Source organism: Mongoliibacter ruber (assembly GCF_003003005.1).
Lineage (GTDB): Bacteria > Bacteroidota > Bacteroidia > Cytophagales > Cyclobacteriaceae > Mongoliibacter > Mongoliibacter ruber.
In genome coordinates, this window is the sequence record NZ_PVTR01000001.1 from 354,174 (window position 1) to 369,489 (window position 15,316).

The 15,316-nt window shown below is 39.3% G+C and carries 9 protein-coding genes and 1 tRNA gene; 5 read left to right on the forward strand and 5 right to left on the reverse strand.

Annotated elements, in window-relative coordinates; all coding sequences use genetic code 11:
- Window positions 1–193 precede the first annotated feature (193 nt).
- Window positions 194–282, forward strand: a tRNA-Ser gene (locus tag CLW00_RS01710).
- Between the two features lie 507 nt (window positions 283–789).
- On the opposite strand, the gene CLW00_RS21235 is transcribed toward CLW00_RS01710, so the two are convergent.
- Window positions 790–1,014 (reverse strand): hypothetical protein, encoded by a 225-nt coding sequence (locus CLW00_RS21235; protein ID WP_146131358.1) that lies wholly within the window; start codon window positions 1,012–1,014, stop codon window positions 790–792.
- A gap of 739 nt (window positions 1,015–1,753) precedes the next feature.
- On the opposite strand from CLW00_RS21235, the gene CLW00_RS01715 reads away from it, so the two are divergent.
- From CLW00_RS01715 to CLW00_RS01730, 4 genes are all read left to right on the forward strand, one after another.
- Window positions 1,754–4,978: a SusC/RagA family TonB-linked outer membrane protein gene (locus CLW00_RS01715; RefSeq protein WP_106131908.1), complete on the forward strand. Its 3,225-nt coding sequence runs from the start codon at window positions 1,754–1,756 to the stop codon at window positions 4,976–4,978.
- Window positions 4,979–4,995: 17 nt separating this feature from the next.
- Complete coding sequence (locus CLW00_RS01720; protein WP_106131909.1) at window positions 4,996–6,615, forward strand: RagB/SusD family nutrient uptake outer membrane protein; 1,620 nt, start codon at window positions 4,996–4,998, stop codon at window positions 6,613–6,615.
- A 367-nt stretch (window positions 6,616–6,982) separates the two neighbouring features.
- Window positions 6,983–8,545, forward strand: coding sequence for a glycoside hydrolase (locus CLW00_RS01725; RefSeq protein WP_170073157.1), 1,563 nt, complete (start codon window positions 6,983–6,985; stop codon window positions 8,543–8,545).
- Entirely contained in the window at window positions 8,542–9,498 is a 957-nt protein-coding gene (locus CLW00_RS01730; protein WP_106131910.1) for a hypothetical protein, read from the forward strand. Before CLW00_RS01725 ends, CLW00_RS01730 begins: the two co-directional genes overlap by 4 nt.
- Here the strand turns inward: CLW00_RS01730 and CLW00_RS01735 are convergent.
- From CLW00_RS01735 to CLW00_RS01750, 4 genes are all read right to left on the reverse strand, one after another.
- The gene (locus tag CLW00_RS01735) at window positions 9,477–10,523 is read right to left on the reverse strand and encodes a LacI family DNA-binding transcriptional regulator (RefSeq protein WP_106131911.1); all 1,047 of its coding nucleotides are present in this window, start codon (window positions 10,521–10,523) and stop codon (window positions 9,477–9,479) included. The two genes, CLW00_RS01730 and CLW00_RS01735, sit on opposite strands and share 22 nt — an antisense overlap.
- A 25-nt stretch (window positions 10,524–10,548) precedes the next feature.
- Entirely contained in the window at window positions 10,549–12,762 is a 2,214-nt protein-coding gene (locus CLW00_RS01740; RefSeq protein ID WP_106131912.1) for a WD40/YVTN/BNR-like repeat-containing protein, read from the reverse strand.
- 117 nt (window positions 12,763–12,879) lie between these two features.
- Window positions 12,880–14,277, reverse strand: coding sequence for a gluconate:H+ symporter (locus CLW00_RS01745; RefSeq protein ID WP_106131913.1), 1,398 nt, complete (start codon window positions 14,275–14,277; stop codon window positions 12,880–12,882).
- A gap of 10 nt (window positions 14,278–14,287) precedes the next feature.
- A complete protein-coding gene (locus CLW00_RS01750) occupies window positions 14,288–15,316 on the reverse strand; it encodes an amidohydrolase family protein (protein ID WP_106131914.1) in 1,029 nt (342 codons plus the stop codon).

Here is a 15,316-nt window from a genome sequence, read left to right on the forward strand (position 1 = left end):
ATCAAGATGGATGTTATTGAAGAAAATAATTGAAATAATTTTCAAAATTTTATTCTTGATAGACAAGACGTTAAAGCCTCAATACTTCAAAAGCCAAAAAATGCCTACGAAAATGAAGAATACATTTTGCTTAATTGTTTATTAATCATTTATATTTGCAGGGAATTCAGACATGATATAAGTCTGAACATACAGAGAGTTGGGTGAGTGGCTTAAACCAGCAGTTTGCTAAACTGTCGTACGCGTAATAGTGTACCGGGGGTTCGAATCCCCCACTCTCTGCTTTTTTAGTTTCAAATCTTTCAAAACCTCCCAAAATCAAGGAAATATCTGATTTTAACTAAAAGAAATAAGCTTAAAAAACGACCTATAAAGCCTTTTAAGAGCGATTTTCTAAAGTTATTCACAAATTTCATCATAAAAAGCCTGTATTTCACCAATACAGGCTTTTTGCGTTTTGGTGCCAAAATCACCAAAAATTACAAGACTAATCAAAAAAGATTACCTCGAAGCGGTGAGTCATTTTTACAATTGAAAATGAGTCACCGAATTAGCTATAAAATACTGATTCTCAGTATGTTTTAAAGATGAACATCTTACCGAAATGCAAAAGGGAAGACAAGCTGTATTCCTGCCAGAATTACCGTTGACGGTCAACGAACTGAAATTTTCAATAAACACAATGAAGAAATAGAAGCTTTAGTTGTTAAAGAGTATGCATCTGCGACATTGGAAAGGTATAGAGTAAAGTATCGAAATTATAATTGAGCTTTTTCATCACCTTGACCCTCATGATTCCCTATGAGAAGGATTAGTATTCTTGTTAAAATCAGATACACAAACCTTAAAATCCCTCAGGTAGATTTCTTTTAAAAGGAACTGATGCCCCTTAATTTGACAAGTCTCTCTTATAAATCCCTGAAGCGTCTGAAAAGCCGCATCGGTTAAAGTTTGGGTGCAGGTGATTTCTTTACCGTCAACTTTCCTTTCGAGTTTGATCACATATTCTTTCATGGCTATTTCGCAGACTTTTCACTCCTTGCGCTGGAGCTTTTGTTTAGCCCCCGCAAAGGAGAAATCTGACACTGAATGCAAGGTGGAGCGGAATAAATCCTCCTCTGTCACCCCTTACTGTTTATGCCGTCTATCTTGAAACCCATCAGAAAAAGTCCTCAGACATGTGTGGCTGATTTACTCCTAATTTTGAAAAATGACAAGGCCAAAACTAAATTTAAAATTTTCGGATTTTAGATTTTGAAATGTTATTTGTCTAGGAAAAATAGTTTTGTGATTACTGTTTTCAAATTTTTCAATTAAAAGGTCTGATTGCAAACGTTATTTTCACTAAAGTTTAGTCAAAACACAGCTATTTAATTTTTTTATTCTTCACTAAAGTATATTTACCAAATAAACATTTGCAAAAAATACATTAACCCAATTTTCTGTTTGAATAAAAATAACGGATAATGTAGGGAAAAATTCAAGTCAGGCTTAGGCGATATTGGCAACTATAATGCATTGAATGCTGATTGAGGTAAAATGAAGATGTCAATCCTGAAATTGTTTAAGTCTAAAATTTTATCATCGATTTTCTTCCATAAAAAACTATTCAAAACCCAAAAATACTATGAAATATAAATTTGACAGCTCTTGAATACAGCCATTTAGGTTTATGAATAGTCATCAGAAAGGTATGCTTTCAGATGAAACCTTTAATTATTTACTTAAACTTTAAACCCTCTCGAATACCACTATGAAAAGAATAATTACAACAATATTCGCAAGTATGCTGTTCCCGTTGCTTTTTGGTAGTTTCCTTTTTGCTGAAAATGATACTAATAAAAATAGCAGCCTTCAGTTCTCGGTTTCAGGAATAGTTGTTTCTGGTGAAGACAATGAACCAATGCCTGGAGTAAACATTACGGAAAAAGGCACTTCAAATGGAACTGTTACAGATATTGATGGGCGTTTCTCATTGACTGTTGCAAACCAAAGCAGCGTTCTTGTTTTCTCATTTATAGGATTTGAAAAACAAGAAATCCAAGTTGGAACAAGAGCAACCATAAACGTTACATTAAACCCAGACCTCAGCCAGCTAAATGAAGTAGTTGTGGTGGGTTATGGTACAGTAAACAGATCAGATTTAACAGGTTCAGTTTCTTCGATTTCAGAAAAGGATCTTCAGTTGGGAGTGAATGCTTCTTTAGATCAAATGATGCAAGGAAGGGCTCCTGGAGTTCAAGTGATTCAGGCTTCCTCTGCACCTGGAGGTGGAGTAGCTGTTAGGATCCGTGGTGGTAATTCAATAAGTGGAGGAAATGAGCCACTATATGTGATTGATGGGTTTCCTATATACAATAGTGGCAATGAAGTAAATCCTGGAGGTGGTCAATTCAATGAATTTAGAGTAGCACCTAATCCATTAGCATCAATCAATCCCAATGACATTGAGTCTATGGAAATTTTGAAAGATGCTTCAGCAACTGCAATTTATGGTTCCAGAGGCGCCAATGGTGTGGTAATCATTACTACAAAAAGAGGTAAAGCAGGCAAAGGTGAAGTCTCTTTTGATGTTTACCGAGGCATACAGACAGTTGACAGAAAAATAGATGTTTTAGATGCTCCCGGATTTATGAGAGGGGTCAATGAATCTGCCGCTATACAAAACCGGGTACCCGCTGGAGAAAGCGTAGGATCTTGGCCATTTTCACAAGAGGAAATCAACAATCCGGAATACAATACCAACTGGCAGGATGAAATATTTAGATCAGCACCTGTATCCAACTATCAGATAGGGTTCAACGGTGGCACAGAAAACATGGTTTATGCCATTTCTGCAAACTATTTCTCTCAGGATGGAGTCATCAGAGAATCCGGGTTTGATAGGTATTCAATGAGAGTCAACCTGGACGGAAAAGTAAACAACTGGTTGAAAATAGGTAATAGCCTGACTTTGAGTAGGTCAATCAACAATCAGATATTCGATGGCGGATCTGGTAATGCCAATGCCAGTGCAGTTCATGCTTCCCTTAATTACCTTCCTATTTTACCCGTTTTCAATTCCCAAACAGGGCTATACTCCCAAAGAGCAGATGCCAACAGGGCGGGATTTTCTCCATTTGACAGAAGAAATCCCGTTCAATTGATCAATGAAACTACTGACAATACAATAGCAGACAGGGTTTTAGGAAATATTTTTGCTGATGCCACCATAGCTAAAGGTCTAACTTACAGGATACTTTTGGGAATTGATTCAGAAGCCCGAAGAAGAAATTTTTACTTCTCAAACAATTTAGATCCTTTGAACAGGGCATCCAACACTTCCATAGGTACAGTCAACGCATTTACTTGGTTAAATACCCATCAACTCAATTATGAAATGCAGGTAGGAAAGCATAGACTTAATCTGACTGGGGTCTATGAAATCCAAAGAAGGGCAGTCGATAGGACATTTATGGGAAGAAGCCAATTCGATAATAATGTCACTAAATTCTATTCGATCCAAGCTGGAAATGATGTCCCAGGTGTTAGTTCGGGAAGAAACGAATGGTCATTGGCTTCCTATATGTTACGTGCCAATTATGTCTTTAATAACAAATACCTGATGACAGTGACAGCCAGGGCTGATGGTTCTTCAAAATTCGGTTCTGACAATAGATGGGCATTTTTCCCTTCTGTAGCTTTTGCTTGGAGGGCAAGTGAAGAACAGTTCATACAAAATCTTAATGTATTTAGTGACCTGAAGGTCAGGGCTTCAGCCGGGCAGATAGGCAATCAGGAAATAGGTTCCTACAATTCCCTACCCAATTTTGCTCTTCAGAAATACAGTTTTGGAGGAGTACCTGTCAATGCCTATTCTATGACAAGACTGGCCAACCCTGGCCTTAGATGGGAAACAACCACACAGGCTGACCTGGGAGCAGATATGGGGTTTTTCAATGACCGTGTCACTTTCTCAGTAGATCTATACTACAAAAGGACAACTGACCTTCTTATGAATTTTGAGATCCCTATAGAGTCAGGTTTTGGGTCGGTGCTTGGCAACATTGGTAGCGTAGAGAATAAAGGTCTAGAGCTAGCCTTAGGTGGTCACATTGTCAATTCAAGGAGAATAAAATGGTATTCTGACATTAATTACTCCATAAATAGAAATATGGTTTTAGATCTTGGCGGCACAGAGCAGATCCGGGGACCTAGAATAAGCTATGATTATGGTTCTGCTTTTGCGTCAGGTTCTTATGTCAGGGTTGGACAGCCTTTGGGTGTATTCTGGGGCGCCATATATGATGGTGTATATCAAAATCAGGAACAGATCGATGCACACGGAGTCACTTACAATAATGGAATAGTCCCTACCATTGGGTCTGGCAGATACCGTGACGTAGCCGGACCACCGGATGAAAACGGTAACCTTACAGGACCTGACGGAATAGTAGATCAGAATGACCTGACTGTCATCGGCGATCCAAATCCGGATTTTATATTTGGCTGGACCAACAGAATTTCTATCGGTAACTTTGAACTTACCACTTTACTTCAAGGAGTAATCGGAGGTGATGTTTTAAATGTCAACAAAAGAGATCTTTACGGTGATGCGGTTGCTTTCAATCTTTCAACCGACAGGCTGGAAAATGCTTGGAGAGAATCCAACCCCAATGCCATTTATCCTATGCTCCATCCAACTATTGGTCTTGTAAACAATACTCCTGGAGGTGGTATAAGCTCCATATTTGTTGAGGATGGATCATTTGTAAGACTTAGAAACATCATGCTTGCCTATAACCTACCGGTCACGAGTAAGATTTTTAAAGGTGGACAAGTCTATGTAAGTGGACAAAACATCCTGACTTTCACAAGATACTCAGGATTTAACCCTGAAGTAAACCAGGCAGGGCAAAACAACATCAATCAAGGGATTGACTTTGGCTCCTACCCTATGGCTAGGACTTACATGATTGGTATGAATCTAAGATTTTAATTTAAAAAGTTGAAGCCATGAAAAATTTAAAAATATCTATACTCTTAACCTCAATGTTTTTTCTCGGAGCTTGCCATGAAAGTTTCCTTGACGAACGAGCTTTTGACATCATTACTGAATCAAATTTCTTTACAAATCAAAATGATGCTATTACTGTCACCAACAGCATATACCAGTCGCTGTATGGAAACTATACTACCAATCTTCTTCAGTTGAATGAATATCCAACGGAAGCTGTAACAACACGTCTGGAGCTGAATTCTTCCCAGGGAAGATGGGATACCTGGCAGTTTCAGGTTGGAGATTTCAGCGGCATTTACGGAGCGAGCTATCTAACCATTAACCGAGCAAATATTCTGCTTGATAACATTGAAAGGATAGATATGGATATCGCTCTGAAAGAAAGACTAAAAGGTGAAGCTCTATTTTTACGTGCACTATCCTATTTCAATCTTGTCCGAGTTTTTGGTGGGGTTCCAATTAGAGTTACCTCTACCGTTGGGGTAGAAAATCTGGAACTGCCCAGAAGTTCTGCTGAGGAGGTCTATGAACTTGTAATCGATGATTTGAACCAAGCAGCTGAGTGGTTGACCTCCAAATCAGCACTTACAGGAAACAATAAAGGAAGGGCAAATAAAACTGCAGCATATACACTTTTGGGGAAAACATATCTGACAAGAGCAAGTGACCCTTCATCAGTCCAAAGTGGGGACTACCAAAGAGCCATTGATGCGCTAAACAATGCCATAACGGTTGGTGACAGCAACTTGCTTACTGACTATACTGCCATATTCGAAATTGGAAATGAAAACAATGAGGAAATCATTTTTGATATTCAGCGCATGGATGCACCAGATCTCGGTGGAAACTTGACACCTTTACTTGGTACTGCTGTTACCAATGAGCTGTTTCAAATCCCTTGGCATGATTACCTTGCCAATGTTGATTTCTACAAATCTTTTTCTGATGGAGACAGCAGAAGGCCTGCCACTTTCTATGATAGGATGCAAGTTCCTGAGAGTGCTGGTGGAGGAATAGTTTATTTTGACCCAAACCTCAGCCCAATAGAAGGTTCATGGAGAAGAGCAGATAACGATGAACAAGTTCCTGCAAGCCTTATTGACGTGCATGTTCCCGGTTTCAGAAAATTTGTTGACATGGGTGCTATTCAAGCCAATAGAGATCGAAATAATTACGTAATCTTAAGGTATTCGGACGTGTACCTGATGATGGCAGAAGCCATCAGTGGCCAAAACAATGGCCCCACTCCTCAAGCATTCGAATACCTCAATCGAGTTAGACGAAGGGCCTATGGAGTGGATATTTACAGCCCAAATCCCGACGTTGACCTTTCAGGACTAAATCCAGTGGAATTTACAGAAGCTCTTTACCGGGAGAGAAGAAAAGAGTTTGTAATAGAAGGGCATGGTTGGTTTGATGGAAAACGTATGTTTGACATATTTAGAAAAGTCATTGTGGAGTCTGCTTCCTCGGGTGGCAGCTTAGGCTTAAACAACAGGCCAAAAACAGTTATCGAAGCAAGTAGGATAGCCGATCCTAGATATTTCTTGATGCCTTTTGGATTGAATCTGTTTGAAAGAAATTCTTTACTCACCCAAAACCCTGGTTGGGAATAGTAAATTTCATACTATAAATCTAAGTAATAAGATACAACATGTTTTAACAAAAAAGCAGATCGAAAATATCTGCTTTTTTGTTAAAACATCTAGGAGTCAGAAAAAGAGGGCTTTTAATCAATTTGACTTTGATAAAAGTTACCTTAATTTTTAATTATAAGAATCAAACATAATTGTTAAGTACTTGCTGCAAACGTTTCGAAAAGGAAGTTTTTAACTTTATACACAATATTAGGTAGGTACAAAAGTGAAAAACTATATTTGACCTAACAGTTGGAAAAAGTTGAAACCCACTAGAGGGATAACGAATGTAACCTTTTTGAGATTTCTCCTGATTAATGAAATTTCAAGAACAATTATCAAACCCATGAAAAAAAACCTACTGATTGCACTTCTATCCACAACCATTTTTTTATACGCTAAAAACTCTAAAGGACAGGCAGATGACTTCAAAGCAGTAAAAGCCAAAGTTGACTTTAAAGACAAGTTAAGGGAGTGGGATGGATTTGGATTTAATTATGTTGAGACGGCCCAAACCTATGATCACAATAAAAACCCTCAGGATTATGGGGGATTCAAATATTTAAATGAAACTGCCAAAAATGAGATCATTGAATTGGTTTTTGGAGAAGAGGGACTAAGACCTTCATTGATCAAAATGTTCCTTGACCCCCTACATCAAGCAGAAGAAAACGGTGCATACGACCATAAAACTACCACTCAAAATATGCGATATTTTGTGAAGGCTGGTTTAGAGAAGAGCAAAAAAAGAAATGAGTCATTACAAATCATTACTACCCTTTATGCTCCACCTGCATATATTACCAATCAAAAAGTAATGAGAGGCAGAGATTTAGATCCTGATAAAATAGGACATCTGGCAAATTACCTAATTAATTGGGTCAAATTCTTAAAAGAAGAAAACCTACCTGTCAGTCATGTATCCATTCATAATGAGGGAGAGTCGTGGCTGAGATGGCCAGAAGATGGTACTACTGGTGGCGCCTTAGACGAAGGCCACGATTACAATTTCTTTTGGAACCCTGAGCAGACTTTAGAATTCATCAAATTCCTTAGACCTAAAATGGACAATTCCGGACTTCAGGATATTGGGATTACCAATGGGGAATATACCAATTGGTACAGGTTTTACCATTGGGGATTTGCCAAAGCTTTGGCATCTGACCAAAAAGCTCTGGACAACCTATCACTTGTTACTTCTCATGGTTTTTATGTCGGACCCGTTCAGTCCGGCCGCTGGCATGGTCCCCATAGCAATTTAGGTATCGATCTTATAAGGGAAAAACGACCTGAGTTAAAGTCATGGGTCACTTCTACTGCCTGGAATGTATTCGAAATGATCGATGGGAATCGAACCGGAATAATGGACTCCCACTTTATCAAAGAAATCCATGGGAACATTTATGAAGCTAAAGTAAATGGAATTATTCCTTGGGCCGGCATTCAAAACCACGTAGAATGGTGGAAGCCTGACCCTAATCCCGGCACTGCAATCAGAACATTCAAAGATGGAACATATGAAGTCCCTAAGGCCTATTATTTCTACAAGCAAGTATCAAGGGCTGGTAAACCGGGAATGGACATAGTCTATACAGAAGCAATGGATTCAGAATTTTCCCTGATTGGTTTTGCTCCGGGAAGCACTGCTCATCCAGGTGCTCTCGTGATCACCCATACAGGTAAGGAGGATAGATGGATCAATGTGGACATGATGGGCACCAATGAGGTCATCAAAGCTTATAGGACTACTGGATCAGAAACTTATTTTCAAAAAGAAACAGCACGAACAGAACCTCTTTCGGGAGACAATCATCTTGAGATTGACAGCTATAAAATGGAAAACAACACTTTGATCTACAAGGCACCTGCAGGATCTGTAACCACTTTCTATCTAAATCTAAAGCAATGAGAATAAAATCGCTCCTTTCATTTTTACTCCTTACACTCATACTCAATCCGGATGTTTCTGCCCAAAATCTAAAGATAGAATCTTTGGGAGAATCTTTGGAAAGGAATTCCCTTAACATCATTGATTTTCAGGATCTGTTTTCCACTGGTGGAAGTACCAGTTTGCGTAATAACCAACAAAATAATCTGATCTGGAAAAATCAAGGGTATTTTCAAAGAAATAGGGATCTTGGACAAGTCTTTCAAGCGCCTGCAAATTTTGAGATCAAAGCCATCATCCTTCGTACAGGTCCAAGTACTACTGCAATTCTAGAAAACACACCAGGAACAAGGGTTTTTATTCAATTGTTTGAAGTTTTTGGCACTCCCGTAATTCATGAAAATGATACCCAGGAAGGAAACCAAGCAAGCCATGGTTTTACCGAAAACCATAAAGGGGACGATTATATCGCAGGAATTTCCTATAAATCTATTGCAGTTATAAGAGGTGGGATTTTCCCTGAGATCGCACCTACTCTCATTGGTGGAAAAGAGAATAGTGATCAAAGTGGCAAACTCCATTACCTAAAGTTTCTGATTGAAGGCCTCGATTACAAATTTAAAAAAGATAAAAGATATGCCTTCCTCATAGGGTTTGAAGACGAGGGTGAAAATGTGGGGTTCACCTTAGCCAACTTCAACAGAGCATCTCATGACGATATTCCATCTCTCAATAGTCCCAACGATCCATATCCCGCAGGATGGGGAATCAGACGGGAAGGCAATGGGGAAAATCCACCAACACTGGCACCTGATATTTCAGCACCAACTGACAAGCAATTACTGAATTTGTTAATTGGCCAATCTCTTTTTCCAAATGGTAATCAACGGTTCAGAATTCCTCCCACCACAGATGGATATCCTGATGTTGACACTTACCGCGACCTGGAGTTTTACATCGAAGCGCTTGATTGACCGTTTACAGGATGCCCGGAGGATTCCCGGATGATAAGTTCTGTATTTAGAATCCTGGTTTCAGGTATAAAATCGGCTCCTTCGTCCAGCATTTCAATAAAAAGTTTGGCTGCTGTTTGACCTATCTTATTAATAGGCTGGGAGATAGTAGATAGACTTGGTTCAAAAATTTCAGACAAGGGCTCATTGGTAAATCCAACCACCGCTATATCTTCTGGAATTTTCATCCCGCTTTTCTTAAACACATGCATTGCCCCATATGCGGCTGTATCACAGACGACAAAAACTCCATCTGGCTTAGTGGATTTTGAAAGCAACTCTTTTGCGCAGTCCATTCCACTTTCTATACTGAAATCGGAATAAACGATAAGGTTTTCATACACTTTTACCTTGTAATGGTTCATTGCATCCAAATAACCCCTTAGCCTATTTTTACTAAGGGAAAGGTTATCAGGACCCGTAATATGGGCAATTTTTCTCTTTCCTAATTTGATCAGGTGCTCTGTAGCTTTATAGCCGCCTTCATAATCATTGACCTGAACTTTACTGAAATTCAAGTCACAGGTTCTATTAAACAACACCAATGGTATACCCTTTTCTTTTAGCTTTTCGAAATGGCTATAGTCTTTTGTTTCCCGGGCTATTGACGCAATAATTCCGTCTACCCTACTTGCCAATAAGAGTTCAATGTTTTTCTTCTCGGCTTCATAACTCTCATTTGAATGACAGACCATGACATGATACCCATTGCTTTGGGCTATTTCCTGGATTCCACTGATCGCTTGGGAATAAAAATATGTAGTAAAACTGGGTATAAGAACTCCGATTGTTTTGGTTCTTTTTGTTACCAAACTCAAAGCTACCAGGTTAGGCTTATAACTCAGTTCCTCCGCCAATTTATGCACAGCAACTTTTGTTACAGGATTGACATCAGGGAGATCCCGCAAAGCCCTTGAAACTGTGGAAGTTGAAATATTGAGTTTCTTGGCAATATCCTTTATGGTAATTCCTTCACTTTTCATCATATCAGTTTATTTTGGGTTTACTAAATTAATAATCGAAATGAAAAGCTCCATTTCCGCTTGTAGCTACATATGCTCTATTTAGACTTTCATCCAAAGCCAAACCTTTTATCCGTAATGCTCCTTTGGACTTATCGTAACAGTTTTTCCAATTTCTCCCTTCATCCAAACTTATCAGAACAGATGGGTTCATCCGTGACCAAAATAGATCTTCTCCTCCAATAATCAGGACTTCTGAATCATTAACCTCCTTCAAATCCAGCGCAGTCACATTAAATACACCTTGGTCAAGTGGATATATTTTCTCCCATGATACACCGAAATCTATTGACCTCCACAACCCTTCCTTTATAAAACCAGCATAAACTGTTCCTTCCCTTTGAGGATGAGCTTTTAAAACGGTCAATACAGATGCTGTATCAGACTTAATTGGCAATCCAAAATTCCTGCTTTCCCAGCTTGACCCGTTATCATGACTTACAAAAATCCCTTCTGTCCATTCGCCCAAATAGATGGTACCTTCTCGTTTTTGATCAAGAGCCAATAACTTGTCTGCACCGACCACATTCTTCCTTTGTCCTTTGACAATGTTCAATAGTTCATCTTCTATAAAATCTCCGTTGACAGGTATAAAATCCACCTCATTCTGAAGAGGATAATTTAAGCGTTCAATTTGTCTCTTGAAACTGTCCCACCTATACAGCCCCGCAGATTGATTCAGGTCTCCTTCCACAAGGACAAAAAATTTGCCTTTTTCCCAAGGATTGTTTTCAATTGCCTGTACATACGACTTTGGCAAAAACTCCTGTATCAAGTTTGGTCTGGAATCTACATATTCAAACAAGCCTGCTTTTTGCTTATTTCTCAAACCATAGACTATCGATTCACTTTCACCAAAAGAGATGGCTGTGCTGGATGGCATCCCACCGGATATAAAGCTATTAAATGTGGCACCATGGTCATTGCTGACCATAGGGTTATGATCCGCTAAAGTAGAATACACCTTACCTCCTGATACTTCAATGTTTTCCAGGCAACTGGTTTCCAGACCAATAAAATGGTTCCCATCCCAGCTGACCCCACTATCTTCTGACACAGAAACACCATACCAGTTGGAAAACAACAGTCTTCCTTTATCACTGACATCCAATCTTATTTTGGAAACCGCCCAACCAATATGATCAAGGCTTCGGATATAGGAAGGGTAGTTTGAAAAATCCTCCCATGAATATGCTCCTTTCAGTCTCCAAGATTCTCCCCCGTCCTCGGTAAAATAAATCGGTAAATTGGATAGGCTATGACCCGGCCTTGCGTCCGGAACAGTAAACATCCTGTTGGGAGAGCTTTCATCCAACTCGATCGTATTATATTGAAATCCCGAAGGAAGGCCATTTTTCAACTCCTTAAAAGTCAAACCTCCATCTACGCTTTTGGCCACACCTCCAAACACAGAAGTCCGGTCATTGGCAGTGGATACGTTGGTCTGAATAAAAGACCCAATCAAAACCTTATAATCTTGAGAATGAAATGTCAATTCTGTGAAATGCCAATCAGGGTTTTCAAACAAAAGCTGCCAGTTTTGACCTGAGTCTTGCGATTTAAACAACTTCCCATTTTTGGATGCTGCAAAATAATTTCCCGGTAAATAAGGACTGATGGAAATAGCTGCGAAACTCTCCTGCTCACCAAAAACATACTTCCAGGATTCACCCTTGTCTTGACTTATATAAATCCCCCCACTATCCCCTGCTGCCAATACATTTCCTTCAGTTTTAGGGTCAAAAACAATAAGTTCTCCAAACATTCGACTTGGACCATTTCCGAAAAATCCCATTTCATCATTCACTTTATTCCAAGTTTCTCCTCCATCAGAAGATTTGTGAATACTTCCAAATAAGCTACCATTTCTCAAATCTCCTGAGGCTCTCATCATAATATCTGCATCAAATGGGTCTATAGCAATGCTCCTGACCGAATGGCTGAACCAGTCTTCCAGTCCTCCATTTTTGGCAACCCAGGATTTTCCTCTATCATAACTCACAAAGATTCCTGCCACATCGCAGCGGGCAAACCAAGTATCCGTTTTTACAGGATGCTGTACCAGGCCTGTAATATAACCGCCTCCACCTGTAGCTGATTGTACCCAATTTACAGAATTGTTGTGAGGACTTTGACAAAAAACCATCTGCAGAGAGATGGAGATAGTCAGGAATAAATTCCCGATAGACTGACTAAAACTCATTGCTGGATCTTTTTTAATTCAATCTAAATTTTTCGAACAAAAGATCTGGAATTTTACCTCAAAATGTTGTAAATAAGCTAAAATAACGTTCCCGGGAACGTATAACAAAATAAAGGATCAGAGAAACCTGTCAAGTAAGAGGCAATAAAGTAAGCCTGTAATTGCAACCAGACACTCCATCACTGTCCAAATTTGAAATGTCTTCTTGACACTCACATTAAAATATTCCTTGAACATCCAGAAACCTACATCATTGAAATGGGAAAACATCAGACTACCTGAACCGGTAGCCAAAACCATAATAGCAGGATGAATTTGGTAATGAACTGCGATAGGCAATACTATTGGTGCTGCTGTCATGGTCGCCACGGTTGCAGAACCTACCGCAAACCTAATGATGGCAGCTATTCCAAAAGCAAGAAGGATTGGGTTGAATTCTATTGCAGAGGCCAAGTCACCTATATAATCGTTAATTCCTGCTTGCAAAAGCACTTCTGAAAAAGCTCCGCCTGCTCCGATAATCAATAGAATCATTGCAATTCCCGTCACCGACTTGCCCAGTTGTGCTGTGAGGTTATCGAATGATTGGCCTTTTCTGATAAAAAGGAAAAACGAGGCCACCAAAACGGCAGTCAATAATGCCACTGTGGCTTCACTGAAAAATTTAATGACCACCACTACATGGGACAGCACCTTTTGAAAGTCACTGCTCATCCCATAAGATCCCAAAGCATTGAAATAAAACTCTAATGAATGTTCACCCGCCGGAACGGGACTGATGACCATATCAACGAATGTCCCACCCAACATGCATAATACCGGTGAAATGGCCACCATTACGCTTACTTTGAAAGATGGTAAATTTTGTACTTCCACTTGCTTGTTCTCAAACAGGTTCAGTGGTATTTCTGCTTTTGAATTTTTAAAAACCCTAGAAAGAAATATACCAGCTATAAGGCAAGCCGGAATCACAGGCCCTAGCCCTACCAAAAGAACAAAGTTCAGATCTGCTCCAAAAACTGTTGAAACATAAGTCGGTGCCGGATGGGGCGGCAAAAATGCATGGGCAATAGAAAGTGTGGCAGCCAAAGGAATTCCTAAATATAACAATGGCAATCCTGTCCTCACACAAAGGGTATAAATCAGAGGAATCATTACCAGAAAGCTGGCATTGTACATCATGGGCAGACCGACCAAAAATCCTGTTAGCAAGATAGCATATTGGATATTTTTGAGTCCAAAAGCTTCCACCAACCTATCTGTCAATACCTGAGCTGCTCCCGAAACTTCAATAAGTTTTCCCAGCATAGCTCCAAAGACGATTATCAGGGCAATTTTACCCATGGTATTCCCAAACCCCAGCTGAATGGCATAGATTATCTCTGTCAAGGGCATTAAATTGATAATACCAACAAAAAAACAAGTCAAAATCAGTCCCAAAAATGGACTGACTTTGAACCTGAACATGAGAAATAAAAGAAAAACTATTCCAAAAAGGACAGTAAGCAGTGGCATAGAAACAGGTTTACTTTAGAATCTCCTCAGCATATTTTTCAAACATAGTTTGATATCGGCCATATATAAACCTACAAAAATTTCCACCTAATATTCTCTTCTGAACATCCTCATCGATTTTCACTTTATTTTCGGGAAAACTATTACCGCTATTGGATAGTGACCTCATTTCTTTCAATAATCCTTTAAAGCCCCAAACGTTCCAGGAAATTTTCCCATAAGGCGCGTCACTTGCAAAATAGAGGTTTTGATTGAACGGATAGCCTTTTCTCTCAAAAGAAATAATATCAGATTCAATATGGGTATCCCGCTTGGCGCTTAGGGGAAATTTCAAGTTGCTGTAAACCAAACCCAATTGCCGGATGCTATGGTAATTGATTTCAGCCTCATTGTATCCGGCACCTCCTCCTCCCATATGTACTGCCAAAATGGGAGAATCTAAGAACTTTTCTGCTAGTTTTTCAAGCGCTGAAATAGGAGTATAAGGTGTATCACTCCCAATATGGAATGCCGGCACTGCCTTCAATGCAACAATTTTTTCTACTATTTCGAAAACCTCAGGGCTGTCCAGGTAAAACTGATTCTGGGCAGGATTCATCTTGACAATAGGAAATCCATATTCTAAAATAAGAATATCCAGAGCCTTCAGGCAATTCTTGACTCCAAGAGCTTTAGGATCTACCCAACCGGCAGGTATAAATTTTTGAGGGTATCTTCTCGAAGAACAATAGATGTATTCATTTGCGCTCATCAGCATCTCAAAATTCTTATCCTGGTCTTCCACATAATCAATACAGGAAGGGTTCTGCCAAGTCAAAGCCATGTCCACTTTGCTGATTTCCAATTCTTCCAAAAGATTTTCTGCAGAAATGGGTTTTCCTTGGAAGTAATTAACTGATGAAGTCATTTTCAACTTCATTGATTCACTCACCTTATTGAGGTCAGATATATGGGTATCTGTATCTACAATAAGATTAAATTCCTTTTCCTCGAGGAATTTCATTTGAGTCCTGATAAACTCAATTGCTTCAATTTTCAT

Coding starts and splice junctions, on each gene's coding strand:
- CLW00_RS01720 (WP_106131909.1), top strand. CDS start 4,996: ATGAAAAATTTAAAAATATCTATACTCTTAACCTCAATGTTTTTTCTC.
- CLW00_RS01715 (WP_106131908.1), top strand. CDS start 1,754: ATGAAAAGAATAATTACAACAATATTCGCAAGTATGCTGTTCCCGTTG.
- CLW00_RS01740 (WP_106131912.1), bottom strand. CDS start 12,762: ATGAGTTTTAGTCAGTCTATCGGGAATTTATTCCTGACTATCTCCATC.
- CLW00_RS01730 (WP_106131910.1), top strand. CDS start 8,542: ATGAGAATAAAATCGCTCCTTTCATTTTTACTCCTTACACTCATACTC.
- CLW00_RS01745 (WP_106131913.1), bottom strand. CDS start 14,277: ATGCCACTGCTTACTGTCCTTTTTGGAATAGTTTTTCTTTTATTTCTC.
- CLW00_RS21235 (WP_146131358.1), bottom strand. CDS start 1,014: ATGAAAGAATATGTGATCAAACTCGAAAGGAAAGTTGACGGTAAAGAA.
- CLW00_RS01735 (WP_106131911.1), bottom strand. CDS start 10,523: ATGATGAAAAGTGAAGGAATTACCATAAAGGATATTGCCAAGAAACTC.
- CLW00_RS01725 (WP_170073157.1), top strand. CDS start 6,983: ATGAAAAAAAACCTACTGATTGCACTTCTATCCACAACCATTTTTTTA.
- CLW00_RS01750 (WP_106131914.1), bottom strand. CDS start 15,316: ATGAAAATTGAAGCAATTGAGTTTATCAGGACTCAAATGAAATTCCTC.